Consider the following 26,938-nt stretch of genomic DNA (forward strand, 5'->3'; position numbering starts at 1 on the left):
GGTTTGCTTTGAACCGTTGTAATTAAAAAAGGCACCTGCCGATTGATCAGCAGGTGCCTCTTTCCATGGCTGCAAAAGGTTGCCTGAACCTTAATACTGTAGGGTGATTCCTCCGTAGATGCCAAATGGGTGGCCGGGGCGCAAACCTGCAGGAACCCGTGCCACTGCGTAGGTTTCGTCCAGGAGGTTGACCACGTTGGCCTGGAGGCTGACATTGGGGGTGATATGGTATTTCCCCGTAAAATCCAGGATGAAATTGCTGGCCACGCGCTCGTCCTCAGGGATGCTGCCCTGGCCGGCCTGGGTTCGGAAAGCCCCGTTGTACCTCGCGTTGAAGTGGAGTTCAAAACGGCTGTGCTCCAGCCCCAGGGAGGTGTGGAATTGATGTCTGGAAATATAGGGCATTTCATCACCTTCGGCTACCTCACCCCAAAGTCCGTCCTCGCTTCCAAAGGCGTTCCGGAATTCGGAGTCCGTAAGCGTATACCCGAAAGTAACGGGTAACTGGTAATTCTGGTTCCCGGGCAGGAAATTGTAATTCAGCAGGAGCTCCAGGCCTGCCACGTCCACCTCCCCGGCGTTGAACTGGTCCAGGGTTCCCGTGCCCCCGGTGGCGGCCAGGTCGCTTCCCAGCAAATTGCTGTAGTCGTTGAAGAATCCGACAACTTCTCCCGAGAGGCCGCCCAGGGAAAACCGGGTCCCCAATTCGTAGTTGATGCTTTCTTCCGGATCCTGGCCATCCTGGTTCCCGGGGGGTGAAAAGCCTTTGTGCACGCCGCCGAAAACGGATACATCTCCCAGGTTGTAGTTAAAGCCCATCCCGGGGATCCACACATCCACCTGGTTCTCCCGCTCGCTCAGGTCCGAACCGGTACGTCCGGGGTCCGAACTCCCGTAATTGACCCGGGAAAGGGTGATGTTTTCATATCGCAATCCGGGGGTAAGGGTCAGGTCGCCGGTTTTGAACTTGTACATGGCATAGGCTGCAAAGGCCCGTGCATCGCTGATGCGGTTGGCGTCCGTGCCCCGGGTAGCCTCGGTGGTCTGCACGAGCGTACCGCTTTGGATGGCGTACCCATCCACCCACTGGAACCGGTCTTCCTCGTCAAAATGGTAACGGAGCCCGGCCTCCAGGTCGTGGAACGTATTTTCCCCATTCCAGTGGTAGTCCAGTTTGGTCTGTACCCCGGTACTCAGGTAGGCCCGGTTGTTGGCCTTGACGCCCAGGGCATCTTCAGGGCTGTCCGCGACCCCGGTAATCACCTCGTAATAGGGTTGGAACTGCTGCGGGTTCTCCAGAATACCCGCGATGCCTTCCCGCTCTCCTCCCAGGGTGACGTCGTTGAGTTTGTACCAGTTCCGTTCAAATTGGTTCCGGTATCCCGTGGTGGTAATGCGAAGGGATCGGCCCAGGTCCAGGATATGGGAGAGCATAAACTGGCTGTGTTCGGTATCCATGCGGTCTGCCGCTGAGGCGACATACCGGCGGAAGGGGCTTGCGTCGAAATCCTCCTGGGTCAGCCCCAGGTAGGTTTCATCAGAGACCTCGTCCGAATACTGGAATTTGAATTCCAGCCGTTGCTGCAACCGGGCCTCCGGGTTGATCCTGACCTGGAATTTCGCGACCAGGTCGTTCTTGTCGAAGCCGGTATCCCCGCCGCCATCCAGGTTCTTGAACCCGTTTGAATTGTAATTGAGGTACTCCACGGAATATCCAAAATGCTTTTTACTGTCCCCCAGCAGGGCGTGCAGCTGGCCGCTCTGAAAACTTCCGTAGCTGGTGCGCAGCCGGGCGCCGAACTGGTCCGGCACTTCGGTGCTGATCATATTGATGGCACCTCCCGTGGTATAGGGCCCGAATTGCACCTGGCTGCTGCCTTTGAGGATTTCCACCGCCTGCATACGGGCGATCGTGGGAAAGTAATAGGCGGCCGGGGCGCTGTACGGAGCGGGGGCAATGAGTACCCCGTCTTCCATCAGTGTAATTTTTGCGCTGCGCTCGGGGGAAGTTCCCCGCAGGCTGATGTTCGGGCGAAGCCCGAATCCATCTTCCTCGTACACATTTACCCCGGGGACGGTCCGCAGGGTGCGGTTGACGTCCGTATAGTTGAATTTGCGGATTTCTTCCGGGGAAATATAATAGGAGGAACCCGTGCGGTTCCGTGCCTGGAATTTACTGCCAAAGATTACCTTCGCTTCCAGGATTACCTCATCCAGTGGGATGGTGGGTTGCAGGGGGGTGTTGCCGGATTGTATCGAATCGGCTTGTTGGGCGGCCGCATCCGCGAACAGGAGGGCCAGCAGGGGGAATAGAATACGCCTCATTGATTTATTTAGACTGGTTAAAAATAAATTTCGCGAAGCAAAACTAATTGCTGCCACCCTGTTTTCCAAGTTTATTTGGAATAAATAAAAATAATTTTCTACGTCTCCCGACAGAACTTTGAGGGACAGGCAATTCCTGGGTACCGGCGGATGGTTGCCCGGAGAATTTGTAGTATATTTGCACGCAATTAATCCTTAATTGCCATGGAAGCCCACCACTCTAAAATCCTCGGGGAAGGCCTGACATACGACGACGTACTGCTCGTGCCTGCCTTTTCGGAGGTCCTGCCCCGGGAAGTCGACATCACCTCCCAGTTTACACGCAACATCCGTATCAACGTCCCGATCGTTTCCGCTGCCATGGATACGGTTACCGAGTCGCGGATGGCCATTGCCATGGCCCGGGAAGGGGGCATGGGCGTACTCCATAAAAACATGACCATCGAACAGCAGGCGCTGAAAGTCCGCCGGGTTAAGCGGGCGGAAAGCGGGATGATCCTGGACCCGGTAACCCTGCCGCAGGATGCCTTTGTCCGGGACGCCAAGGCGAGCATGAAGGAACACAGCATCGGCGGTATCCCGATCGTCAACGGGGGCGGCGAGCTGATCGGGATTGTGACGAACCGGGATTTGCGATTTGAAAAGAACAACGACCGGCCGATATCCGAGGTGATGACTTCGGAGAACCTGGTTACCACGCGGGAAGGGACTTCCCTGGCGGAGGCCGAGGACATCCTGCAGGAAAACAAGATTGAAAAATTGCCGGTGGTGGACGACGACAACCGGCTGATCGGGCTGATCACCTTCCGGGATATTACCAAACTCACCCAGAAGCCCATTGCCAACAAAGACCATTACGGCCGTCTGCGGGTTGCCGCAGCCCTGGGCGTTACCCCCGATGCGGTCGACAGGGCCCGTGCCCTGGTGGGCGCCGGGGTAGACGCCGTGGTGATCGACACGGCACACGGGCATACCAAAGGGGTGGTCGGGGTCCTGAAGGAGGTCAAGAAAGCCTTCCCGGACCTGGAGGTCATTGTCGGGAACATCGCCACCGGGGAAGCCGCCAGGTACCTGGTAGACGCCGGGGCGGACGCCGTAAAAGTCGGGATCGGGCCCGGATCCATTTGTACCACCCGGGTAGTGGCCGGCGTAGGGTTTCCGCAATTCTCAGCCGTTCTCGAAGTGGCGGCGGCCATCAAGGGGAGCGGGGTGCCCGTTATCGCCGACGGGGGCATCCGTTATACCGGAGATATCCCCAAGGCGCTGGCCGCAGGTGCGGATACCGTGATGCTCGGGTCGCTCCTGGCGGGGACCAAGGAATCCCCAGGGGAAACCATTATCTACGAAGGGCGGAAATTCAAGTCCTATCGGGGCATGGGCTCCGTAGAGGCCATGAAGGAAGGCAGCAAGGACCGCTATTTCCAGGATGTGGAAGACGATATCAAGAAACTGGTGCCGGAAGGGATCGTCGGGCGGGTTCCCTATAAGGGCGACCTGTACGAAAGCATCCATCAATTTATCGGCGGCCTGCGAGCGGGAATGGGCTATTGCGGGGCCAAAGACATTGCCACGCTCAAGGAGACGGCCCGCTTTGTCAAGATTACCTCCAGCGGCATCCACGAGAGCCACCCGCACGATGTTACCATCACCAAGGAGTCGCCCAATTACAGCCGCTAGAAACCCATAAAAAAACCCGGTAGCCACCGGGTTTTTTATTTTTTCTTGTAGGTATTTCGGTCCCTTTCAGCCCGCCGGCTTCCTATCGCGTACCGCTGTAGGTTTGCCAGTCTTTTTCCTTGTAAATATTATCCCCGAAATACCTGGCTATCTGCAGGAAGGCATCCGGTTTTTGATAACCGGGTACGGGCGACAGCATATTGAGTTCTTCGTCCAGGAATACCACGGTGGGGTAGCTGAGACGGCCCTGGAGCAGGGCGGCCGCCAATTCGTGGTAGCCTTTCCTGCCGGAGGGGACGAACTTATAGGTTTTCCCATTGTATTCGATCGGTTCTTTCTGCTCGCCGTCGAGTTTCACCATCAGGAAATTCTCGTTCATATAGGCGGCCACCTCGGGGTTCTGGAAGGTATCCTTGTCCATACGCTTGCACCAACCGCACCAGTCCGTGTAGACGTCGATGAATATTTTTTTGTCGTTGGACCCGCCCTGAACGGTTGCCACTGCCTGGTCCCAGCTGATCCAATTGACCTGCTGGGCGGCCACTGCCACCGGGCTCATCAAAATCGCCCATACAACGAGGGGTAGTAATTTTCTCATCATTTCCGCAATTTACGGGAAAATAGTCGGAATCCCGTTAAAGAACTAACGCGCGGAGGGCCGAATTATTTCACCCTGCTATGCGCCTCGTTGGGGTCTGCCGTCTGCCTGGGCCGCTCGGCCAGCGCCGGGACATCCACCTGGTTGCGGATCAGGTCTTCAAAATTCTCCCTTTTGCGGATCAGGTGTGCCTTGCCGTCCATCCACAGCACTTCTGCAGGCCGGAAGCGGGAATTGTAGTTGCTGGCCATGGTGAAGCAATAGGCACCGGCATTCCGGAAACAGAGGATATCCCCTTCGGATATCTCGCGGATCCTGCGGTTGCTTGCAAAGGTGTCCGTTTCGCAAATGTAGCCCACCACGGAATAATAGCGCTCCTTGCCCCCGGGATTGGAGAGGTTTTCGATATGGTGGTTGGCCCCGTAGAGCATGGGTCGTATCAGGTGGTTGAAACCGGAGTCTACCCCCGCAAATACAGTCGATGTAGTCTGTTTGACCACGTTTACCCTGGCCAGGAAATACCCGGCCTCGCTCACGAGGAATTTGCCGGGTTCGAAAGCCAGGGTGAGTTCCCGCCCGTAGGCGTCGCAGAACTCCCGGAAGCGACCCCCGAGCTTTTCGCCCAATTCCTCCACATTTGTCTCGATATCTCCTTCTTTGTAGGGGACTTTGAAACCGCTGCCGAAATCGATGAATTCCAGGTCCTTAAAATGCATGGCAGTATCGAACAGGATTTCGGAGGCGTACAGGAAGACGTCGATATCCAGGATATCGCTTCCCGTATGCATATGGATCCCGTTGATCTTCATTTTGGTGAGCTCCACTATACGAAGCAGGTGTGGGATCTGGTGGATGCTGATGCCGAATTTTGAATCGATGTGGCCCACCGATATCTTGGAATTGCCCCCGGCCATCACGTGCGGGTTAATCCGGATACACACCGGGATGTCCGGGTGTTTACTGCCAAATTGCTCCAGGATGGAAAGGTTGTCGATGTTGATCTGCACCCCCAGGCTGGCGGCTTCCTCGATTTCCTCCAGGGACACCCCGTTGGGGGTGTAAATGATGTCTTCCGGTCGGTAACCGGCCAGGAGCCCCAGTTGCACCTCCTGGATGGAGACGGTATCCAGGCCGCTCCCCAGGTTGTTCAGCAACCGGAGGATGGACAGGTTGGACAAAGCCTTGGCGGCGTAGTTCAGCTTGAGCTTGGGAACTACCCGGAATGCATGGGTAAGCCGTTTAAACTGCGACTGGATCTTCCCTGCGTCGTAAACGTACACAGGTGCACCAAAATCCTTTGCAATCCCCAGTAGATCCTTCCCTTTCATAATCGAATGAATTTGGGCAAAACTAATTCACTTATACCGTACCGTCAAAAAAATCAGACAGTGATTTTAAATTAAAACAAATTGTTATAAATGCAACAAATATAAAATACCCGGGAAGTTGAATCTTCTGTTGCCGCTTTGTAGATTTAAGCAAAATCCCAATATGGTCTTACCGCTGTTTCCCTTACAATCCGTTTTCTTTCCCGGGGAGTCCGTCCCTCTCCATATTTTTGAGGAGCGCTACAAGCAGCTTATCAGAGACTGCCGGCAGGAGGCCCAGACCTTCGGGATACCCGTTTACATCGAGAATACGATTGCCTATGGTACGGAGGTCCAGCTCAAGGACATCGTGAATACCTATGCAGACGGTTCGATGGACGTCGTCTGTGTGGCGCGGCAGGTGTTCCGGGTGGTGCGCTTCCAGCCGGTGCTGGAGGGTAAAAGCTACCCGGGGGGCGAAATCCGGTTCCTGGACGCGGTGAATGACGCCGTGCCCGTTCAGACCGAAGCGGTATACCAGGCGTGCCGGGAACTCTATGAATTGATGGACCTGCCCTTTGGCCCGGTAAAGCGGGAACTGTTCAACAGCTATACCCTGGCCCATAAAATGGGTTTGTCCTTTGAACAGGAATACAGCCTGTTGCAGATTCCCGGCGAGGCCGCGCGCCTGGATTTTTTGCTGGACCACCTCAGGGAGACCATCCGGGTGCTCCAGCAGTTGAATGAAACGCGGGAACGCATCGAAATGAACGGGCATTTCCGCAATTTTGACCCGCTCGACTTCAAGGATATTGAGCCGGAGTGACCCGAAGGCATTTGCATTAGGGGAAGTCCATGCGGTTTGCTATTTTTGCATGCAACTCCTTATAAAACCAACATGAATTTACACGAATACCAAGGAAAAGAGATTCTGGCGAGTTTCGGCGTCCGCATCCAGCGCGGCATCGTGGCCCATAACAAGAAGGAAGCCGTGGATGCTGCCAAGCAGCTCACACAGGAAACCGGCACGAGCTGGCATGTCATCAAGGCTCAGGTCCACGCCGGGGGCCGTGGCAAGGGCGGCGGGGTGAAACTGGCCAAAAACCTGAAAGAGGTGGAATCCATCGCCGAGGAGATCATCGGGATGAATTTGGTAACCCCCCAGACATCTGCCGAAGGTAAAAAAGTGCACCAGGTACTGGTTGCGGAAGACGTCTACTACCCGGGAGACAGCGACACGGAGGAATACTACATGTCCGTACTACTCAACCGGGCGGAATCGCGTGTGATGATCATGTATTCCCCCGAAGGCGGGATGGATATCGAGGAGGTAGCCGATAAGACCCCCCACCTGATCTTCACCGAAGAGATAGACCCGGCTACCGGCCTGCTGCCGTTCCAGGCCCGCAAAATCGCATTTAACCTGGGGCTTTCGGGTACGGCTTTCAAGGAAATGACACGATTTGTAAGCTCCCTCTACAAGGCGTATGAGCAAAGCGATGCGAGCTTGTTTGAAATCAACCCGGTACTGAAGACCTCGGATGATAAAATCCTGGCTGTGGATGCCAAGGTGTCCCTGGACGACAATGCGCTCTTCCGCCGCAAGCAGTATGCGGAAATGCGGGACCTGAGGGAAGAGAACCCCATCGAGGTGGAGGCGCGTGCCGTGGGCCTGAATTACGTGGACCTGGACGGGAATGTCGGTTGCATGGTGAACGGGGCCGGATTGGCCATGGCAACCATGGACCTGATCAAGATGGCCGGTGGCGAACCTGCTAATTTTCTGGACGTCGGAGGGACGGCCGATGCAAAACGCGTGGAGGAAGCCTTCCGGATCATCCTCAAGGACGCCAACGTCAAAGCCATCCTTATCAACATTTTCGGAGGGATCGTCCGCTGCGACCGGGTGGCCCAGGGTGTCGTGGATGCCTATAAGAATATGGGAGACGCCATAAAGGTGCCGATCATCGTGCGCCTGCAGGGCACCAACGCCGAACTCGCCAAGGAGATCCTGGATAATTCCGGGTTGGCGGTACACTCCGCAGTTCAGTTCCAGGAAGCCGCGGACAAGGTGAAGGAAGTGCTTGCCTGAAATTCTTTCAGGAAACAAACCGGAGGGGTCATGTTACGAGAACATGACCCCTTTTTTTTGTTATTGATACGGAAGGCGTCCGGGTATTAAGCCTGGGTGAAATTTCACCTGCCTCCTTGCCGGTCTCGCAGATCGGGCAGACATTTGCCATGTCTTCGTATCCGATAACCGTCTGCTGAACAGACGCTCAGGATTCCGGAGGTATTTTTTGAAGTCTTTTTGGAAATAACCGCCAGGAAGTATGGAATTATCAGAAAATCGATTAAAAAAATGTTAAAAGCGTAAATAATTGTAACGATTGCCTGCAGCACTCGTCTTTTTAATCAAAGAACTTCATTCATCAATCATCAAAACAAACAACGTCATGAGAAAATTTAGTGTTTTATCCGTAGCAGCTGCCCTTTTGTTTTCCGCCAATGCCCTGGCAACAGAGGGTACCACCGAACCGATTGCTCCCGAAACCAAGGTGTGCGCCAAGATCGGGGACATTTTAAAAGACAACAACATTGTTCTGGAAGACAATCAGGAGTTGAGTGCCTGGGTGCGTTTTACCGTCAACAACGACAATGAGATTGTCGTCCTCTCCGTACGCACGGACAACGAACGGCTGGAGCGCTATGTAAAGGCCAAGCTGAACTACCACAACATTGCGGGTACAGGGCTTCAAAGCGGCGGGACCTATGAGGTGCCGATCCGGTTTACCAGCTAAGGGACAGCCTATTTAGGATAATCCCGCAGGACCTTTTCGGTGGCATCCGGTCATTGGGTTTTGCGGGATTTTTTATGTGATTATACCATGCGGCGATGCCTTTTCGGAGGGTTGGGATCCACGGGTTCCGGATATACGAAATCCCGGAATTTCGAGTTATCTAAGTAACGATCACCCAACCCGGTCCCGCCTATGAGCACCTACGAGGAGAAACTCAGCATACTTTCGGAAATGATTTCCTTTGCTCGGGCCGATACCGCTATCAAGGATTCGGAATATTCCTTTCTTTTGGGGGTGTCCGAGCAACTGGGGGTGCACCGGGAGGACTTCGATTCGCTCTTTGAGAGCCAGGTCGAAAAGATCATGCCCAAAACCCAGGCAGACCGCATCCTGCAATTCCACCGGCTCGTCCTGCTGATGAATGTAGACAAGGACCGCCACCCGGAGGAGATACGCCGATTACACGATATCGGATTGGGTATGGGCCTGCGGCCTTCCGCTATCGAGCAGGTGCTGACTATCATGCACCGCTACCCGGATAAGATCGTCCCCCCGGACGTTTTGATCAATATCTTCAAGGCCCACTACAATTAAACCGGCTACAATTCAGTCCACTGCAATTAACGCCCACTTCATTTAAGGCCTGCGGCAATTCAAGGAAGGTAGCTGTTTGTCCCTGAGGGGGCGTGCCGTTCACACCCCGACAAACCTGCGGAGCCGCCACCGACACCTGCCAATAAGGCAGGGATAACTCCAACATATATGTCATAAAGACAGCATTTCCCAATCGGTATGTAGTTTGCTCTCTATAGGGTGAAATTTTAAAACAACAAAAAATTACATATCATGACACTAGTACGTAAACACACCGGATTGTTTCCAAGCTTCTGGAACGACGTGATGATGCCCGACTGGTTCGGCGGGGTAGATCGCTACAACCAAAACCTGCCTGCGGTGAATATCCGCGAGGGGGAGACCGACTTTACCCTGGAGCTGGCCATCCCGGGTCAGAAGAAAGAAGACTTCAACATTGAGGTCGACGACAACGTGCTGACCATTTCCATGGAGCACAAAGAGGAGAAACAGGAAGACGAAAAGGGATATACCCGCAGGGAATTCTGGTATTCGAATTTCAAACGGGCCTTTACCCTGCCGGAATCCGTAAACGAGGAGGCCATCGAAGCCAACTACGAAGACGGTATCCTGCGTTTTACACTCCCTAAGAAAGAAGAAGCCTTGCCGAAGCCAAAGCGGCTTATTGAAATTGGCAAGTAAACGAATTATGGCTGGCCCACCTAACGGGCCTCATAATGGTTGGTTTGTTTAGTTGGTTAGTTAGGGAAGCGCCCCGGTTTCGGGGCGTTTTTTTTGTGGAAATCCCGGCCGGCAGGGTATGTGGCACATCACCCGGAATTCAAAGTGGGCCAATAAATGTTCTTTCTCCCGCAATCGGGCTTTCTCCTCCAATCAGGCTTTCTCCTCCAATCAGGCTTTCTCCTGCAATCAGGCTTTCTCCTGCAGCACTTTTATTTCGTCCCGCAATTTGGCCGCCTGCATAAAGTCCAGGTCCTTGGCGGCCCGTTCCATGTCCTTGCGTTTTTTGCGTATCAGTTCCTCTTTTTGCTCCTTGGTCAGGTAGGCGGGGTCCGGTTCCCTTGCATCGCGTTCCTTTTTCTCGAAGTGGAAGGTGGAGACCGAGTTTCTGGCCAGCACGCTGTCCAGGTTTTTCTTCAGGGCCCTGGGGGTGATTCCGTGTTCCTTGTTGTAATCGAGTTGTTTCTGCCGGCGGTAATTCGTTTCGTCTATGGTCTTTTGCATGCTGTCCGTCACGGTATCCGCATACATAATGGCCTTGCCCTGCAGGTGGCGGGCTGCCCGGCCCACCGTCTGGGTCAGCGAACGGTTGCTCCTGAGGAACCCTTCTTTGTCCGCATCGATGATGGCCACCAGGGATACCTCGGGCAGGTCGAGCCCCTCCCGCAGTAAATTGACCCCCACCAGCACATCGAAAATCCCCTTGCGGAGGTCCTGCATGATTTCCACCCGCTCCAGGGTATCCACGTCGCTGTGGATGTACCGGCAGCGAACGTCAATACGGGTCAGGTATTTGGTCAGTTCCTCGGCCATCCGTTTGGTGAGCGTGGTGACCAGGGTGCGCTCGTCCCGCTGTACCCGCAATTGGATTTCCTCCACCAGGTCGTCGATCTGGTTTTCGCTTGGCCGAACCTCAATAACCGGGTCGAGCAAGCCGGTAGGGCGGATAACCTGTTCCACATACACCCCGCCGCTCTGCTGCATCTCGTAGTCGGCCGGTGTGGCGCTGACGTAGATTACCTGATTTTGAAGCGCTTCAAATTCCTCGAATTTCAGCGGACGGTTGTCCATGGCGGCAGGCAGGCGGAACCCGTAGTTCACCAGGTTCTCCTTCCGCGACCGGTCGCCTCCGTACATGGCGTGTACCTGGGGGATGGTCACATGGCTTTCGTCCACCACCATCAGGTAGTCGTCCGGGAAGTAATCCAGCAGGCAGAACGGCCGGGTACCTGGCTCGCGCCCGTCCAGGTAGCGGGAATAATTTTCAATACCCGAGCAGTACCCCAACTCCCGGATCATCTCCAGGTCAAAGTTTGTCCGTTCCTCCAGGCGTTTTGCCTCCAGGGGCTTGCCGATTTCCTTAAAATAGGCAACCTGGGCAGTCAGGTCGTCCTGGATTTTGTGGATGGCTTCCTGGAGGACATCCGGGGAAGTCACAAACATATTGGCCGGGTAGATATTCAGGGTTTCATATTCTTCGATCACCTTGTTATTATAAGGATCAAAGGCTTCGATGGCCTCGATTTCATCCCCGAAGAAATGGATGCGGAAAGCGTGGTCCGCATAGCCGGGGAAGACATCCAGGACATCGCCCCGAACCCGGAAGTTCCCATTGCGGAAATCCGCTGTCGTCCGGGAATACAGGCTCTGGACCAGCTGGTGCATCAACCGGGTGCGGGCCAGTACCTGGTCCCGTTCAAGATGGATTACGTTCTTCTGGAACTCAATCGGGTTCCCGATACCGTACAGGCAGGAAACCGAGGCAACCACCAGCACGTCCCGCCGCCCGGAGAGGAGGGAGGAGGTGGTACTCAGCCGGAGTTTCTCGATATCCTCGTTGATGGATAGGTCCTTCTCGATGTACAGGCCGCTTGTGGGGATGTAGGCCTCGGGTTGGTAATAGTCGTAGTAGGACACAAAATACTCCACGGCATTTTCCGGGAAAAACATCTTGAACTCGGAATACAACTGGGCCGCGAGGGTCTTGTTATGCGCCAGCACAAGGGTAGGTCGTTGTACCTGTTCCACGACGTTGGCAACGGTAAATGTTTTGCCGGACCCGGTAACCCCCAGCAGGGTCTGGTATCGATCCCCCTCGCGAATCCCCCCGCTGAGCTGGGCGATGGCGGCCGGCTGGTCCCCTGTCGGCTGGAATTCCGAAACTACCTTGAATTTCATGCCTTAAAAATACAAAAGCCCCGGGAGGCTTCCTCGCCCGGAAGCAGAATCTTGCCGCGGGGTGCGGATCTTTCGGGCAGGGATGGAAATTGCGGTGGGCATCCCTATCGTTTCAGGGCAAAATAGCCCCGGATCACCTCCTGCCGGAGCGAAACGGCTACAAACCAGTACACGGAGGCGGGCACGGGTTTGCCGTTGACATTGCCATCCCAACCCCGGGATTCCGGGTCGAGTTCGATCAGGAAATTCCCATATCGATCGAATATCCGGATAGTTTCCACATAGGCGTCCGAGAGGTCCTGCGGCGGGTCAAACCGCCAGAGGTCGTTGGCCCCGTCGTTGTTCGGGGTGAAAAAGGGCGGAAAATCGGCAGCGCTCAGGCTCCGGGCAACCTCCTGCTGCACCTGCCCGCACCCAAAGGCATCCCGAACATAGACGGTATATCCCTGCAGGGGCAGCCCGCTGAAGATCGGGGACGACTGGAACCCCGACACGGGATCCAGGGAATATTCATACGCCCCGTTTTGTTCCAGGAAAACCTGGATGCGCAACCCGTCCACTTCCCGGGATACCTGCGTGCGCCGGATCATCGGGGGAGGGGTGGTCACCACGGAAAATTCCACGAGCGTATTGCAGATAGCAAACTCGTTGATAGAGCCTACTTCGTTGTACGCCTCCAGGAAATAGTTGCCCGTAACGTCCAGGCGGACTTCTCTGCCGCTCGCAACGAGTTGCTGCGACCCGTCGGCAGCCACCCGGAACCAGTTATACCCGTCCGCCCCTGCCGGAGCCGATACCTCCGCATAACCCAGTTCCGGACACAGGCCAACAGCCCCCGGAAAGCCGGGAATTTCCGGTCGCTGGGGGCCGCAATCCACCGTGGAAGCCCCGGTCCGGAAGCGCTCCGCCGGACACCCCCCCGGCGCAGGCCCCAGCCGGTTGTACGGCGTGATCTGTACAAATATATCCGTCTCGGGGGGGAAATTCCCCGGGGGGTTGAAATCGAGGATGTTCCCCATGTCCCGTTCGGCCACCAGCGTGTCACCCTGGGAAGTCAGTACGGTCAGCAGATACCCCGTGGCCCGTGGTGCGTAGTCCCAGATTAATTCTTCCCCCAGGGCGACTTCTTCGGCGTTGTTGCGGGGAGCCAGCAGGCGCGTACAGTCCGGGGGCCGGTCAAAAGGGGCCGTCCGGAACCGGTATCCCGGACAGGAAATTTCCGTCCCGTCCGCCAGGATCAGGATAAAGCTGATATAGATCCAGGTGTCTTCCGGCAACCCGGTTTCGGGCTTATACCCGCTGATGGGCGAGGAGGTGCGGTTGGTCAGGATGTCCACCCCGCCCGGGGTCGTGCCGATGGAGACGATAAAACCTGAAAAACTTCCCGGGTCCGTCCAGGAGATGGCCGCATCTACCGGGACGTCCTCCTCCCCGTTGGCCGGGGATATAAGTTGGGGGCACGTCTGACCGGGGGCCAGCTGGCCAAACAGGAGCGCGAAGAGCAGGAAATATAGGCTTCTGGTTTCCATCCTGTTTCAGCGTTTTAAGGTAAAATGCCCGGTGACTACGCCTCCCTGGTTGTCTACAGCCCGGTACCAGTAATCGCTCGGTGGGAGGGGATTTCCCCGGAGGGTTCCGTCCCAGCCATCGGACTGAGGGTCCACCCGGGCGATCAAATTGCCGTACCGGTCAAAGATCGAGATTTCGCGAACCGGGCTGATGCCGCTTTCCGGGAGGATAAACTGCCAGCGGTCGTTGCGTCCGTCCCCGTTCGGGGTAAAGAAGTTCGGGAAACCCTCTGCTGTCAGGTCCGGTTCCACCAGGATTTCTGTGATCCCGCACCCATTGCGGTCCCGGACGTATATCCGGTAGGAGTCCAGGGGGAGGTCGCTGAAGACGTTGCTCTCCTGGTAGGGCCCGTCGGCATTGCCCAGGGAAAATTCGTAATCCCCGATTCCGGATACATTTGCCTCAATTCGAATCACCCCGGCACCCAGCCGGATATCGGTGTCTTCGGGGATGGCAGCTTCAGAAACGGCCACTGTGAATTCCCTGGAAGAACTGCACTCAAAATCCCCGGAAACCCCTGTGAAAGTATTGTAGATCTCGTGCCGGTAGGTGCCTTCCCCGGGAATTTCAAAGTCCGGGCCTTCCGCCAGTAGCCGCTCCCGCCCGGGTGCTTCCACCAGGTACCACCGGTAGCCGTCTGCCGCATCGATAGCGCTGACCGTATTGACCGGGTTGTCCCGGCAGATTCCTACCGTTGCGGGAAAGGTAATTTCCGGATGGAGGTCCACCAGATTTCCGCCCGCGTCGAAATACGGGCCGCATCCCAGGATGGTGGAAAAAGTCGTCTGCCCGCAACCCAGGGCTTCCCCGGCCGAATTATAGGGAACGATGCGGACGAAATAGATGGTATTCGGCAAAAAATTGATGACGTCGGTTTCCGTGACATTGCGAAGATCAGCGCTGTCCAGGACATCGTTGGTGGTCGGGGAGGTGCCGATGGACACGATGTACCCGGTGGCCCCGGGTACCGGATCCCACTCCAGGACCGGGGACAGGGGGATATTGGATTCCCCATCCGCCGGGTAACGGAGCACCGAGCAGCCGGGGAGGGTGGCCAGGGGGCCGGTCCTGAAGGTAGACTCGGAACAGCCGGTGGGTTCCCCGTTTTCGTTTTGCGGCACCACACGGACGTAGATATCCTGTTCTTCCGGCAGGTCGGCGGGCGGCACAAAGCGGAGCGCATCATCAACGGTGGCCCCGTCAACCAGGTCGGAGCCGCCCGGGCTGGTGCCTATGGAAATGGTGTAGGAGGTGGCCGTCGGGCTGTACGCCCAGCGGATGTCCGTCCCCACCGGGACATTCCGGGATCCGTCAGTGGGGCTGAGCAGCACCGTGCATCCGGGTGCTGTGGTGACGTCTTCGGTGGTAAAGCTAAACGATGTGCAGGGCGTTGTTCCCTGGGTCAGGTTAAAGATGTACAGGGTTACAAAAATCTCCTGGTTATCCGGCAGGCCGCGGGCCGGGGCATAAGAGGTGGCAAGCCCCACTGAGGTCAGCGGCAGGACTTCCGTCCCACCCGGGGTGGTACCGATGGTCAGGCTGTAGGCGGTAACCCCGGTAACGGCGGTCCACTGGATACTCGCATCCACGGCAACAGCCGTTTGGCCGTCTGCCGGGAAGACCGGTTGGGGGCATTCCTGACCCCGGGTAGCGAGCGCGCAGAGCAGCCCGGCCACACATAGCAATTTTTGAAACATTTTCATCGGTCCAGGAAGGGTAAATTACGAAATATTCCCGGATCCCGGACCGAAAGGCGTTCAGGGGGAAGACATTGCGGATAAACGGCCCACCGGGGTCCGGTTGGATGCCGCAACTGCGGATATCAAAGATCGCGTCGCACGGATATCAGAGATCGCGTCTTTTGAGCAGGACGTAGGACAGGTAGATAAATATCGCGGACCAGGCCAGGACGATGAGCAATTGAAAACCGTGGACTGCGTAGTCCTTTACGATTTCCTCCCCAACTTCCCGGGCGGCCGACTGGATCACGGACAGGCGTGTAAACGGTTCGGACAGCGTTTGCCACATGGACCCGAAAGGGAAGAACTGGTAGATGGAATCCGCGTAGCCCTTGGTGTATTTGGACGTCAGGTAGACCCAGGGGATGAATTCCGCCCCGATAAACCAGATAAACAGGAAGCCCAGGGCGAAGGCGGACCGCTTCACCAGCATGCCCACAAAGAAGCAGAAGGCAAAGAAACCGAACAACTTTACCAGGTAGGCCGCCAGGTATTCCAGGTCGGAAAAAATGATCGCAATTTCATCGTAATCCGAATGCATCAGCCCCAAAACCAGCGAAATCAGGAATACAAAAAGGGTAGAGGCAATGGCGAGCACGCCGATGGTCAGGACCTTGGAGGCGATAAACTCTTTCTTGGACAACCCGTCGATGAGGTTCTGCTTGATCGTCTTGTTGCTGTACTCGTTGGAGATCATCGAGACGATGACGATGGCCAGGAAAACCTTTAAAAAGGCAATCATAAAGGTGTTGAAATGCCAGATATAGGGGAAGTTAAAAATCCCGATGTCCGCTACGTTGAATTTCAGGGGCCCCCAGTCGATTTTGATGGAGGTCACCAGGGCGATCAGCGCAATCAGCCCAAAGTAGGCGAGGACCAAAAAGCGGCTGGCCCGGTTGTTCCAGAGTTTGATGAATTCTATTTGGAGCAGGCGTTTCATGCAGGTTGTATTTTAGGAATTGCGGGCTTCCTGTTTGTTGGTGATGGCCAGGAATTGTTGTTCGAGGCTTTCTTTGCGCTTGACCAGGTGGGATAACCGGATACCGTTTTTAAAACAGCGTTCGTTGAGCACTTCCGGTTCCAGGGGGTCCTCAAGGTACCCCGTGAGCAGGCCGTTTTCCCGCGTGAAGCTGCCGAATTCCGGTTGGTTTCCAAGGAATGCCTCCAGGGCATCGATATCGGCGGATTTCAGTTCAAAATAACCGTGGCTGGCCAGCATGCCGTCTACCTTGCCCGTGTAGAGGTTTTCCCCTTTGCGGAGGATCACAACATGGGAGCAGACCTTTTCGACCTCATCCAGCAGGTGGGAGGCCAGCAGGATGGTAGTGCCCTGGGCTGCAATCTGTTTGATAAGTTCCCGGATCTGGTGGATCCCCTGGGGGTCCAGGCCGTTGGTCGGTTCGTCCAGGATCAGGATTTCCGGGTTGTTCAAGAGGGCAGAGGCGATGGCCAGGCGTTGTTTCATCCCCAGGGAATACGTCTTGAACTTACTGTTGCGCCTGTCCCACAGCCCCACCAGTTCGAGTTTTTCCCGTATCCGCGTATAGGGCACCTCCTTGATCCGGCAGACCAGCCGGAGATTTTGCAGGGCGCTCATGTAGGGGTAGAAATTCGGCCGTTCAATGATGGCCCCGACTTTTTTAAGCGCCTGGTGGGTGGTACTTGTCCCGTCAAACCAGCTGAACTGGCCCGAGGTGCGGTTTACCACGTTCAGCACAATGCCCAGCGTGGTGGATTTCCCGCTTCCATTGGGCCCGAGGATGCCGTATACATTCCCTTTTTCGATGGTGAAGCTCAGGTCTTTGACGGCCGTCAGGGCTCCGAATTTTTTAGTGAGGTTGGTGACAGTCAGAATGGTTTCCAACGGCGGGGAGTTTTAGGTTCGCTTACTAAACTTGACGAAGAAATGCGTAATTTGTTACAAGCAAACCCAAATCCTTTCTATGTCCAAGGAGAAACTCATGTCGCGCAAAAAGCCGCCGTTCCCCGTGATCCCGGAGCTGGATGCCTATTTATCGGATTACAGCAGGACCATAGAAATCCCGATTTTCTATGAGGACCTGCTGCGCTTTTCCGGTTCGGTGGTGGTCTACGATTCGAACGACCAGGACACGTTGTGGGTGCGGGTGTACTATTCGGATTCCGAACGAAAGGAAATCGACCTGAGCCTGAAACGGGTCTATTCGATGCTGCATTCGGACGGGAGCGACCGGATCTTCCAGTACCTGAACGTGGACGCCGTGGATTACTGTACGTTCGGCAATTCCAAGCCGTTCCGCATCAAGGTCCGGAATATCCTGAACGACAACTTCACCTACTTCTACGTCAAGCGTACGGATGCCTCCCGTATCTACGGCCTGGAATTGGAGCACATGTTGTCGCCCTATAACCTGAACTTCCTGGTGTTCAAGGACACGCTCATCGAGGAGCACATCGCCGGCATCCCCGGGGACGTATTCATCAAGGATATGTTGCCGGTTTGTTCCGAATCTGAAAAGGCCCAGCTCGCCAAGGAATTCGTCAAGTTCAACGAACGCTGCATGATCCGCCTGCTCGGGGATATGCGATCCTACAACTACGTGATCGTACCCGTGCATGATTTTGACCACGTGGTATACCGCATCCGGGCCATCGACTTCGACCAGCAGAGTTACGAGGGGAAACTCAAAGTTTACCGGCCGCAATTCTTCAAGGAAAACAATGCGATGGTGGACCTGGTAAAAAACAAATTACTCCGCGATTCCGTCGACCAGTACAAGGTGGAGGAGCGCTCCATTGTCGCCAAGCGGATCATCAGTTCCGGGAACCGCATCAAACGGCTGATAAGGATCGCCCGTAAGGACGCGATTTCCGTGCCGGCACATGTGGATCAGCTGAAATCCGAAATCTACGACCTCACCCTGGACATGCAATTCAAGAAGAGCGAAACCATGGGGGAGGTGCTTGCCCTGGCCCTGGACTTCGTCAAGCGGAACTACCAGGACGTCAGCATGAAACAGATTATCGAACGGAAAATCGAGATTTGATTCCGGGGAGTACGCAAAACCTCCCTGTAAAGGGTGCCGCGTAATATGCCGGAACCCGAAAGGTTGGCGGATCAGCTCTTCTGTTCCCGGTTAAAGTACACCAGGTAGTAGTACATCTGCCGCTCCTCGTCCCAGCCTTTTTCGACGAATTTCTCGGCCGAATCCGGGTTGATGAAGTTTAGTTTGATCTGGATATTGGTATCCAGGTCGATGACGTTTTTGATCTTCTTCCGCGAATCGCTTACTGCCTTGTTGGCAATCTGGAAGTTGGATACGTCCTCGATACTGTACTTGGGCCCTTTTTCGGTCTTGTAGTGCTTGAACTCCGGGATAAGTTCCGGGTTGTCCATCACCTCGTTCAAAAACCGCGTTTCCTCAAAATCATCGTTCTTGGCAAAATGGTTCACCGCCCGGTTCATGAACAGGACCTCCTGTTGCTTGTCCTCGGCCGGGAGGACGACATCCTTTGCAAAATTCTGGCAGAATTTCAGGTAGTTTTTGGTGTAGAAGTTCTCGTCGGTGAGCGGGGCCAGGCCCAGGAATTCCTCCAGCCAGTATTTCGCGTCGTAGCGGTTGCTGTCCGAGGACAGGACCTTGAAGCCGTTTTCCCGTTCGCGGTTAAAGATCAGGCAGCCCTTGTCCAGCCGGTTCAGGTTGACACCCTGACGGACCAGCATATCCAGGTTGGCACCCTGCTCCTCAAATTGCAGGAAGTCCTGTTTGACCTCGCTCTTAAAAATCCCCAGGGCATCCGTTTTCTCGTTGTCCAGCATCACATCCGTCAGGTAGGCCACATAACACTCGCCGCTTTTGATATGGGGGTGATTGGACTGGGAAAACAGATGGCGGGCGATTTCCCGGCTCACTTCGTGAAGGCGGCCCGGGTTATCGAAAACCTGGCAGGCTGCCTGGTAGACCGGGTGGAATTCCAGGTCGGCCTCATGCCTGAAACAGTAGTAATTTTCTTCTTTTTCGCGGAAAGGTTTGAAAAAGTACTCCTTCAGCAGGCCGCCGATCTCATCATTCAGGCGATAGGGGGCCTCGGACAGGAACAGGGGCTCTGCCCGGTGTTTGTTTCCCACGCGGTGGAGGGAAACGGTTTCGATTTGGGTTGCATACAGGTTTAACATGCGGGTGCCGGTTTAAATTGGGAATAAATTCTGGGATGGCAGGATGTGGAAATGCCGCGGGAAGGCAGGGCTAATTCCAGTTTTCGTCAAAATCCAGGTCGTCGTAACTGCCAAAGGGTTCATCCTCCACGGGACCTTCCGATTCGGCTTCAAAGCGCTTTTCCGGCGGGGATTCGGGCAATTCTCCAAAGCTGAACAACAGGTTCGGATAGCTGTTCCCGTCTTCCTTTTCGGCAATATCCGCCAGTTCCACGAAGAATGTCCACATATTCAGGAAATCGTAGACGTACAGCAATTTGGGTTCGTCCTCGTTGAGGACCTCGGCCATCGGGGTGTCCTGCATCAGCCGGATATCATTTCCGCCCTCGCTCATATCGAACAGCGGGATTTCCTCTTCCTGGTTCCAGTTTTCGTCACAGGTGTAAAATGACGCCATCTCCTCTCCCAGAAAGCCGAAAGCCTGGGAGATTGCATTGTGCAATTCCTCCAGGTTGCTGTCTGCTTCTACCTCCAAATCCCGGAAAATATCCTCCTGGGCGTCCAGTATGATCCGGATTTTGTATACCATCTGCGCGATCGTTTTGAGATTCCGGCAAAGTTACAAAGAAATACCGGCACGGGCAGCCCTTTGCATTTCCAGGAGCAGATACCACTGCAGGCCAAAGAGTACCGAGGCCATCACCAGGTGGATCGGTTGGGAGCCCCAGGGAAAATCCAGGTAAGCCATGGCCAGGCCACTCACCAGTATCAGCAAAAGGACCCCGAGGGTGGGGAATATTTTCCGGAACCCCAGGCGGAGTGTGGCAATCCGGTAGGCGACCCACAGGTGGAGCAGGAGCAGCAGGGCCGAAAAGGAGCGGTGGACATAAAATACCCAGGTGGGGTTGGCCAGCCACTGGTCCCGGGCGCCGTATCCCAGAATATCCGTCTGGTCATCGACATATTGGCGGACCTGGGTCCCCAGCAGGATTTGCAACAGGCTCAGGGCCACGGTTGCCATCCAGAGGCGGGCGGTTAACCGGTCATAGGTGCGGACGCGCCTGCCCTCTTCGCTGCGGAAGACAATCCACAGCAGCATGCCCACGAGTACCAGGGCCATCATCATATGCAGCGTAATGCGTACGGGTGCCAGGACCGAGTAGACGACCGTCGCCCCCAGCCACCCCTGGAACCCGATGGCAAGTACGGTGAGCCAGGCAAAAATCACGCGGGACCTTCGCTCGGGCCACCAGGCCAGGGAACACCCGGCCATGATCAGGATGGAGAGGCCCGCCAGCGCGCCGAGGAGGCGGTTGATGTATTCCGTCCAGGTATGGGCGGCGTTGAAGACCGCGTAATCGTGCCGGGTATACGGTTCCCAGTTCCCGGATTCGAAATCTGTACCCGTGACGAAGTCGGCCCGGGCGAGCAGCAGGGCTTCGTCCCGGATGATCACCTGCCCTTTATCAAAGGCTTTGCCCGGGGACCAGTTTAGCTGGGAGGCCTCCGTGGGGGGTATCAGGTACCCGAAGCATTTGGGCCAGTCCGGGCACCCCATCCCGCTTCCCGTCATGCGCACCACTGCCCCGGCCAAAATGACCAGATATACGAGTACCAGGGAGGTGCGCGCAAAGCGGATGTAATTTTTCTTCAGCCTGTTACGCATGGTTTTCGGGGGTGTATTTCAAGGCCTCCGGGGTGGGTTCCAACCCGATTTCCCGGCCTTTTCGCAGCATAAACTGCCAGGCGGCCCCGGTTTCATTCGGGATTTCACCTTCCAGGATGGCCTCTTTGATGGCGTCTTTTACCCGGCCGATTTCCGGGGAGGGCTCCAGGTTGAAAGCCGCCATGATCTGATCCCCGCTTACGGGCGGCTGGAAATTCCGTACCCGGTCCCGTTCCTCGACCTCCGCGATTTTCTGCCGCACCTCCCCGAAATTCTCCAGGTAGCGTTTTTGCTTCCGCGGGTTTTTGGTGGTGATATCCGCCTCGCAGAGCGTCATCAGGTCGTCCACATCGTCCCCGGCATCAAAGACGAGCCGCCTCACAGCCGAATCGGTGACGTCGTCTCCGGACAGACCAACCGGGCGGGAACTCATCATCACGAGCTTCCGGACGTATTTCATCTTCTCGTTCAGGGGCAGCCGGAGGCGCCTGAAGATCTTATACACCATCTTGGACCCGACAAATTCATGGCTGTGGAAGGTCCAGCCGACTTTCTTGTCGAACCGCTTGGTGGGGGCCTTCCCGATATCGTGCAGCAGGGCTGCCCAGCGCAACCAGAGGTTGTCTGTGTTTTTGGAGATGTTGTCCACAACTTCCAGGGTATGCCAGAAATTGTCCTTGTGGCGCTGCCCTTCTTTTTCCTCAATTCCCTGGAGGGCGACGAGCTCGGGGAGGATATGCCGTAGCAAGCCGGTTTTAAATAGGAGTCCAAGGCCCACAGACGGTTTTTCCGTGAGTAATATTTTATTAAGCTCCTCCACGATGCGTTCCATGGAAACGATGCGGAGGCGTTCGTGCTGGGAGGCGATCGCATTGAGGGAATCCCGTTCGATGCGAAAGCCGAGTTGTGCGGCAAACCGGATGGCCCGGATCATGCGCAGCGGATCGTCGCTGTAGGTTTCGGCCGGGGCGAGGGGCGTTCGGATAAGCCCGGCCTCCAGGTCGTCCATCCCTCCGAACGGGTCCAGCAACCTACCGAAGTCTTCGGGGTTCAGGGACAGCGCCAGGGCGTTGATGGTAAAATCCCGTCGCTTCTGGTCGTCTTCCAGGCTTCCGTCCTCCACGGCCGGTTTCCGGCTGTCCCGGTTGTAACTCTCCTTGCGGGCCCCGACAAACTCCAGCTCCAGTTCGCCGTGCCGGACCATGGCGGTCCCGAAATTCCGAAATACGCTCACCCTGGGCTTCCCGGGGAGACCGGCGGCCAATTTCTCCGCCAGGGCAATCCCGCTGCCCACGGCCACGATGTCGATATCCTTTTTCTGTTCGCGGCCCAGGAAATAGTCGCGGACAAACCCGCCGATCACATAGGTCTCCAGGGATAGTTCCCTGGCCGTATCGGAGAGTTTCTTAAATATGGGATGATCCAGGGCTTCTCTGTAATAGGGCTCGGACATAGTTATTTTCTGATCACCTGCACCTGTCCGTCTGCCTTCAGCCGGATAATGGAGGAAGGCGTGCGGAGCTCGGTTTCCTGTTGCAAAGGTACCACATAGTCCACACCATTTAAAATATCCGGGGCGATCCCGGAAAAGGAATCAGGCGTCGGCTGCCCTGCCAGGTTGGCCGAGGTCGAAACCAGGGGTTTGCGGAAGCGCCGGAGCAGCTCGCGGCAAAAGTTGTCCGATGCAATGCGTACCGCCAGCGAGTTGTCTGCGGCCACCAGGTTCGGCGCCACACCCTGCGGGTTGTCATATACGATCGTAACGGGCTTTTCGGAGAGGTCCATAATGTCCCAGGCCACGTCCGGGACTTCCGGGATGAGCTGTTCGAGCTGCCGCCCGGACCCCACCAGGCAGATGAGCGCCTTGCTGTCCGGCCGTTGTTTCAGGGTGTAGACCCGGGCAACGGCTTCCGGGTTTGTGGCGTCGCACCCAATGCCCCAGACCGTATCGGTCGGATACAGGATCAGCCCCCCGGATTCAAGAACTTGCAGGCAGTTGTCCAATATATTCTTCATAGCGGTTTTCATCGCGTACCCCCTGTTTTGCCGGATACCCGGTTATAGGGGGTGCAGGCCGAAATATTCGGTTAGTTGCTCCCACTGTACGCGGTTTTTGTCTTTATTGATATTCGTTTTTTTCAATGAAGTTTTCTGGGAACCGAGGATGGGGACGGGTTCCCCTGAAGCCTCCAGGGCAGCCCGGACCCGGGTGCCTGCCAGGAGCCCCATAACCTTGAACCAGAGATCGTCGGCCCGCGGGCTGAGCTTTAGGAATAATTGCCGGTCCTGAACCCGGGGGTCCAGGGAGCCCGGCGGGTAGAGCACGCCCCCCGCACCAACTGCCATAAACGCCTTGGGGTTGCTGCCGCCGTCCGGGGGCACTACCCACTGCGGGTAGGGGAGCAGCGTCCCGTCTTCCGCATAGCGGATGTATCGAATCTGATGCCCGACGATGTCCTTCGGATATTCCAGATGCGTCCGGTAGAGCTTTTCCAGCCAGCCCGGCGGGTACATCAAGTCGTCGTCGCAGGTAACAATGGGGTTGCCGGGGAATTCCTCCAGGCTGTGGATCAGTTTTTTATGCGGGCAGGTGAGCGGGCTGAAAGCAATCCGGAAACGTCCGTGTTCCAGGGATTTCAGGCTATCCGGTATGTGCCCCTGCAGGGATTCCGGGAGCCAAAGTACAATTTGCTCCGGCAGCAAACGCTGTTTCAGCAAGCTCCGGATGACCAGGTCTACCGATCGGATCCGCTCGGGGATAGAGGTAAGGGACACCACAAGCGGGGCTTCCGGCTGGCTGGAATTTTTCAGCTTTTTAACCGGAGTGGCCCGCAACCGGAATTGGCGGTACAGCGATTTCGGGATTTCCTTTACTTTCATCTCAGGTCGGTTTCCGGAAAATTCCGGGCAATTTCCAGGCTTCGGACAAAAATATGCAATATGCGTTCGTTATTTTTGCTTTTGCGTATTTTCGATTATGGATCAACCAAAAATATCGGTAATCATCAGCACCTTCAATGCCGAGAAATGGCTGGAAAAAGTGCTGATCGGCTTCAATTGCCAGTTGTTCAGGGACTTTGAGGTTGTCATTGCGGATGACGGCTCCCGGGAGGCCACCCGGGAACTGATTGACCGGATGCGGGGGGAGGTGTTCTACGACATCCTCCACGTTTGGCAGGAGGATGACGGATTCCAGAAATCCCGGATATTGAACAAGGCGCTGCTGGCCTGCCGGGCAGCGTACATCATCATGACCGACGGGGATTGCATCCCGCGAAACGATTTTGTACAGGTCCACCACTTCAACAAGGAAAAGGGATGTTTTATTTCCGGGGGCTATTACATGCTCCCGATGAATATCTCCCTGGCCATTACCCGGGAGGATATCGAGAAGCAACGCTGCTTCAATATCCACTGGCTCAAGGAACAGGGAATCCCGAAGACTTTCAAGAACACGAAACTGATCGTCAGGGGGTTGGCTTCCAGGCTCTTCAACCGGCTCACCCCCACCAATGCCAGTTGGAACGGGCACAATTCATCGGGCTGGAAAAAGGACATCCTGAATGTCAATGGTTTTGACGAGCGCATGCAGTACGGGGGGCAGGACCGGGAACTGGGCGAGCGGCTGGTAAACTTCGGAATCCGGCCGAAACAATTGCGCTACAGCGCGGTGTGTGTACACCTGGACCACAAGCGGGGGTACAAGACGCCGGAGACACTGGCCAAGAACGCGGCGATACGAAAGGAAACGCGCCGCGGCAGGCACGTCTGGACGCACTACGGCATCAACAAGTAGTAGGCCAGCTCATTTTTCTGTTCGAGCTTCTTCAATTCCCGGTATCGCTCCAGGACGCCCAGTGCGTTCAGGTAACAGATGACCATACCCTTTCGGCCGTCCAGGATCCCGAGGCGGAGTATATAGTGGTTAAAGAATTTCCACAGGGGCTTCAACATCATAAAGAAGTAATTAAAGCCTTTCTCCCTGAAAAAATCTTCCCGCGCCTTCAGCCGGCCGTAATGCAGCATTTTAGACCGGTAGTCTTCGTAGTTCTTATAGCAGTAATGGATCAGGCGCTCCTGCAGGATTCCCGAAGACCCGTCTACTTCCAGGGTTTCGTGAACGATTTTCCGGTCCGTGAACCGGGCTTTGCTCCGTCGGAACAGGCGGTAGTTTTTATCGGTCTGCCAGCCGCTGAACCTTAGCGGTTTGCCGGCAAACATAAATTGCCGGTAAAACCAGAAGGCTGCGTGGTCGGTATTGCCTGCAATGGTATCCTGGATTTCCCGGCGCAAGGCCCCGGGTACTACCTCATCCGCATCCAGGAACAGGACCCAGTCGTTGGAGGCCTGGGTCAGCGCAAAGGATTTCTGCAGGGTGAAATTTTCGAAGGGATGCTGGATTACCCGAACATTGGGTTGTTCCAGCAGGTATTCGTACGTGCCGTCCGTACTGAAGGAATCCACTACCACAATTTCATCCGCAAAGGCAATCGATTCCAGGCATCGCTCAATATACCCGATTTCGTTGTAGGTGATAATGAGCGCGGTCAACCGGGTGTTACCTTCGGCCTTATTCATGGGTGCGTACGATTCCGATTACTTTCAGAGAACGAAAAAAAGCATTCTCAAAGTATGAACAAAATGAATTTTTATTTTTTGCGAACCTGGGAGGTTTTTGGGAGTGGCGTTGTTATATCGGCAACAACGGGCCGGAAATCAAGCGGAGTTGTAAATGGGGCGACGGGAAATGCCACGTGTAGTGAAGCCGCTCCCTATTGCTGAGGGGTCAGGGCGCTTACCAGGAAGCCTTTTTTACTGAGGCGGGGCAGACTGTACTGTGCGGCCCGGTACTCCCGTTCAATCAATCGAAGCACGCGGTAGCGCTGTACGTCTTCCAGGGCGCCGAGAAAGCAAATAACCAACCCGCGGTAGCCGTCCAGGAAGCCCAGCCGGCAAATGAAATTGAAGAGGAACCTCCAGAGGGGTTTGACCACCCATTTCAGGTAGGTGAATCGACGGTTTTTCCGGAACGCCTCCAGGGCTTTCATCTGGCCGTAGAGTTGCATTTTGCCCTTGTAATCGGAATACCCCTGGTAACAGTAATGAATCATTCGCTCGGAGAGGCAGGCGGTTTGGCCTTCCACTTCCAGGCGCTCGTGGACAATCCGTTCGGAGGAATAACGTGCTTTGCTGCGGCGGAAGAGCCGGATGTTCTTATCGGTCTGCCAGCCGCTGAACCGGAGCGGTTTGCCGCAAAACATGAATTTGCGGTAGAACCAATACGCATTTGTTTCGTTCCCGGGATTCGAAAGCTCGCCGAGGATTTCATCCCGGAGGCCCGCCGGGATTCGTTCGTCCGCATCGATGAACAGGACCCAGTCGTGGCGGGCGTGCATCAGTGCAAAATTCTTCTGGGCGGTAAAATTCCTGAAGGCATGGCGAATGACGCGTACCCGGGGATGGGCCTGCAGGTACTCATAGGTGCCGTCCGTACTGTAGGAGTCCACCACGACGATTTCCGATACAAAATCGATACTTTCGATGCAGGCTGCTATCTGTTCGATTTCGTTGTAGGTAATGATGAGTGCGGATATCTCGGGTGTTTCCTTCTGAGGGACACGCATATCGG

At 55.6% G+C, this 26,938-nt stretch carries 24 protein-coding genes; 8 read left to right on the plus strand and 16 right to left on the minus strand.

Annotation, left to right across the window (positions count from 1 at the left end; genetic code table 11):
- Nucleotides 1–90: 90 nt before the first annotated feature.
- Nucleotides 91–2,325, minus strand: coding sequence for a TonB-dependent receptor family protein (locus tag RB2501_RS07860; protein WP_015754240.1), 2,235 nt, complete (start codon nucleotides 2,323–2,325; stop codon nucleotides 91–93).
- A gap of 204 nt (nucleotides 2,326–2,529) precedes the next feature.
- On the opposite strand from RB2501_RS07860, the gene guaB reads away from it, so the two are divergent.
- Nucleotides 2,530–4,002 (plus strand): IMP dehydrogenase, encoded by a 1,473-nt coding sequence (gene guaB / locus RB2501_RS07865; protein WP_015754241.1) that lies wholly within the window; start codon nucleotides 2,530–2,532, stop codon nucleotides 4,000–4,002.
- Between the two features lie 82 nt (nucleotides 4,003–4,084).
- Here guaB and RB2501_RS07870 read toward each other — a convergent pair whose 3' ends face one another.
- On the minus strand, nucleotides 4,085–4,600 hold the full coding sequence (locus RB2501_RS07870; protein ID WP_041327081.1) for a thioredoxin family protein: 516 nt from the start codon (nucleotides 4,598–4,600) through the stop codon (nucleotides 4,085–4,087).
- A 65-nt stretch (nucleotides 4,601–4,665) separates the two neighbouring features.
- Nucleotides 4,666–5,928, minus strand: coding sequence for a diaminopimelate decarboxylase (gene lysA, locus RB2501_RS07875; RefSeq protein WP_015754243.1), 1,263 nt, complete (start codon nucleotides 5,926–5,928; stop codon nucleotides 4,666–4,668).
- A 163-nt stretch (nucleotides 5,929–6,091) separates the two neighbouring features.
- On the opposite strand from lysA, the gene RB2501_RS07880 reads away from it, so the two are divergent.
- The 5 genes from RB2501_RS07880 to RB2501_RS07900 all read left to right on the plus strand — a co-directional run bounded on the left by RB2501_RS07880 (nucleotide 6,092) and on the right by RB2501_RS07900 (nucleotide 9,983).
- On the plus strand, nucleotides 6,092–6,733 hold the full coding sequence (locus tag RB2501_RS07880) for an LON peptidase substrate-binding domain-containing protein (RefSeq protein WP_015754244.1): 642 nt from the start codon (nucleotides 6,092–6,094) through the stop codon (nucleotides 6,731–6,733).
- A gap of 72 nt (nucleotides 6,734–6,805) precedes the next feature.
- A complete protein-coding gene (gene sucC, locus RB2501_RS07885; RefSeq protein WP_015754245.1) occupies nucleotides 6,806–7,999 on the plus strand; it encodes an ADP-forming succinate--CoA ligase subunit beta in 1,194 nt (397 codons plus the stop codon).
- A gap of 364 nt (nucleotides 8,000–8,363) precedes the next feature.
- The gene (locus RB2501_RS07890) at nucleotides 8,364–8,708 is read left to right on the plus strand and encodes a hypothetical protein (protein WP_041327083.1); all 345 of its coding nucleotides are present in this window, start codon (nucleotides 8,364–8,366) and stop codon (nucleotides 8,706–8,708) included.
- Between the two features lie 192 nt (nucleotides 8,709–8,900).
- On the plus strand, nucleotides 8,901–9,302 hold the full coding sequence (locus RB2501_RS07895) for a hypothetical protein (protein ID WP_015754248.1): 402 nt from the start codon (nucleotides 8,901–8,903) through the stop codon (nucleotides 9,300–9,302).
- Between the two features lie 252 nt (nucleotides 9,303–9,554).
- Nucleotides 9,555–9,983 (plus strand): Hsp20/alpha crystallin family protein, encoded by a 429-nt coding sequence (locus tag RB2501_RS07900; RefSeq protein ID WP_041327084.1) that lies wholly within the window; start codon nucleotides 9,555–9,557, stop codon nucleotides 9,981–9,983.
- 228 nt (nucleotides 9,984–10,211) lie between these two features.
- On the opposite strand, the gene uvrB is transcribed toward RB2501_RS07900, so the two are convergent.
- The 5 genes from uvrB to RB2501_RS07925 form a co-directional block, all read right to left on the minus strand.
- Nucleotides 10,212–12,200 (minus strand): excinuclease ABC subunit UvrB, encoded by a 1,989-nt coding sequence (gene uvrB / locus RB2501_RS07905; protein WP_015754250.1) that lies wholly within the window; start codon nucleotides 12,198–12,200, stop codon nucleotides 10,212–10,214.
- 104 nt (nucleotides 12,201–12,304) lie between these two features.
- On the minus strand, nucleotides 12,305–13,729 hold the full coding sequence (locus RB2501_RS07910; protein WP_015754252.1) for a T9SS type B sorting domain-containing protein: 1,425 nt from the start codon (nucleotides 13,727–13,729) through the stop codon (nucleotides 12,305–12,307).
- A gap of 6 nt (nucleotides 13,730–13,735) precedes the next feature.
- Nucleotides 13,736–15,472, minus strand: coding sequence for a T9SS type B sorting domain-containing protein (locus RB2501_RS07915; protein ID WP_015754253.1), 1,737 nt, complete (start codon nucleotides 15,470–15,472; stop codon nucleotides 13,736–13,738).
- Nucleotides 15,473–15,614: 142 nt separating this feature from the next.
- On the minus strand, nucleotides 15,615–16,448 hold the full coding sequence (locus tag RB2501_RS07920) for an ABC transporter permease subunit (protein WP_015754254.1): 834 nt from the start codon (nucleotides 16,446–16,448) through the stop codon (nucleotides 15,615–15,617).
- Nucleotides 16,449–16,460: 12 nt separating this feature from the next.
- A complete protein-coding gene (locus RB2501_RS07925) occupies nucleotides 16,461–17,372 on the minus strand; it encodes an ABC transporter ATP-binding protein (protein ID WP_015754255.1) in 912 nt (303 codons plus the stop codon).
- A gap of 79 nt (nucleotides 17,373–17,451) precedes the next feature.
- On the opposite strand from RB2501_RS07925, the gene RB2501_RS07930 reads away from it, so the two are divergent.
- Nucleotides 17,452–18,534 (plus strand): hypothetical protein, encoded by a 1,083-nt coding sequence (locus tag RB2501_RS07930; RefSeq protein ID WP_015754256.1) that lies wholly within the window; start codon nucleotides 17,452–17,454, stop codon nucleotides 18,532–18,534.
- A gap of 71 nt (nucleotides 18,535–18,605) precedes the next feature.
- Here the strand turns inward: RB2501_RS07930 and RB2501_RS07935 are convergent, their stop codons facing one another.
- The 6 genes from RB2501_RS07935 to RB2501_RS07960 all read right to left on the minus strand — a co-directional run bounded on the left by RB2501_RS07935 (nucleotide 18,606) and on the right by RB2501_RS07960 (nucleotide 24,189).
- On the minus strand, nucleotides 18,606–19,664 hold the full coding sequence (locus RB2501_RS07935; RefSeq protein ID WP_015754257.1) for a nucleoid-associated protein: 1,059 nt from the start codon (nucleotides 19,662–19,664) through the stop codon (nucleotides 18,606–18,608).
- A gap of 70 nt (nucleotides 19,665–19,734) precedes the next feature.
- Complete coding sequence (locus RB2501_RS07940; protein ID WP_015754258.1) at nucleotides 19,735–20,232, minus strand: IS1096 element passenger TnpR family protein; 498 nt, start codon at nucleotides 20,230–20,232, stop codon at nucleotides 19,735–19,737.
- 30 nt (nucleotides 20,233–20,262) lie between these two features.
- A complete protein-coding gene (locus tag RB2501_RS07945; RefSeq protein WP_015754259.1) occupies nucleotides 20,263–21,309 on the minus strand; it encodes a COX15/CtaA family protein in 1,047 nt (348 codons plus the stop codon).
- Nucleotides 21,302–22,762 carry a CCA tRNA nucleotidyltransferase gene (locus tag RB2501_RS07950; RefSeq protein WP_015754260.1) on the minus strand — a complete coding sequence of 487 codons (1,461 nt, stop codon included), beginning with the start codon at nucleotides 22,760–22,762 and terminating at the stop codon, nucleotides 21,302–21,304. The genes RB2501_RS07945 and RB2501_RS07950 overlap by 8 nt, the downstream gene beginning before the upstream one ends.
- A 2-nt stretch (nucleotides 22,763–22,764) precedes the next feature.
- A complete protein-coding gene (locus tag RB2501_RS07955; protein ID WP_041327634.1) occupies nucleotides 22,765–23,325 on the minus strand; it encodes an L-threonylcarbamoyladenylate synthase in 561 nt (186 codons plus the stop codon).
- Nucleotides 23,326–23,367: 42 nt separating this feature from the next.
- The gene (locus RB2501_RS07960; protein ID WP_015754262.1) at nucleotides 23,368–24,189 is read right to left on the minus strand and encodes a glycosyltransferase; all 822 of its coding nucleotides are present in this window, start codon (nucleotides 24,187–24,189) and stop codon (nucleotides 23,368–23,370) included.
- Between the two features lie 97 nt (nucleotides 24,190–24,286).
- Here RB2501_RS07960 and RB2501_RS07965 point away from each other — a divergent pair, with 97 nt between their 5' ends.
- Nucleotides 24,287–25,105: a glycosyltransferase family 2 protein gene (locus RB2501_RS07965; protein ID WP_015754263.1), complete on the plus strand. Its 819-nt coding sequence runs from the start codon at nucleotides 24,287–24,289 to the stop codon at nucleotides 25,103–25,105.
- Here RB2501_RS07965 and RB2501_RS07970 read toward each other — a convergent pair.
- Nucleotides 25,087–25,887 carry a glycosyltransferase family 2 protein gene (locus RB2501_RS07970; protein ID WP_015754264.1) on the minus strand — a complete coding sequence of 267 codons (801 nt, stop codon included), beginning with the start codon at nucleotides 25,885–25,887 and terminating at the stop codon, nucleotides 25,087–25,089. The genes RB2501_RS07965 and RB2501_RS07970 overlap by 19 nt on opposite strands.
- A gap of 194 nt (nucleotides 25,888–26,081) precedes the next feature.
- Nucleotides 26,082–26,933 (minus strand): glycosyltransferase family 2 protein, encoded by an 852-nt coding sequence (locus RB2501_RS07980; RefSeq protein WP_015754265.1) that lies wholly within the window; start codon nucleotides 26,931–26,933, stop codon nucleotides 26,082–26,084.
- Nucleotides 26,934–26,938 lie beyond the last annotated feature (5 nt).

Source organism: Robiginitalea biformata HTCC2501 (assembly GCF_000024125.1).
Classification (GTDB): domain Bacteria; phylum Bacteroidota; class Bacteroidia; order Flavobacteriales; family Flavobacteriaceae; genus Robiginitalea; species Robiginitalea biformata.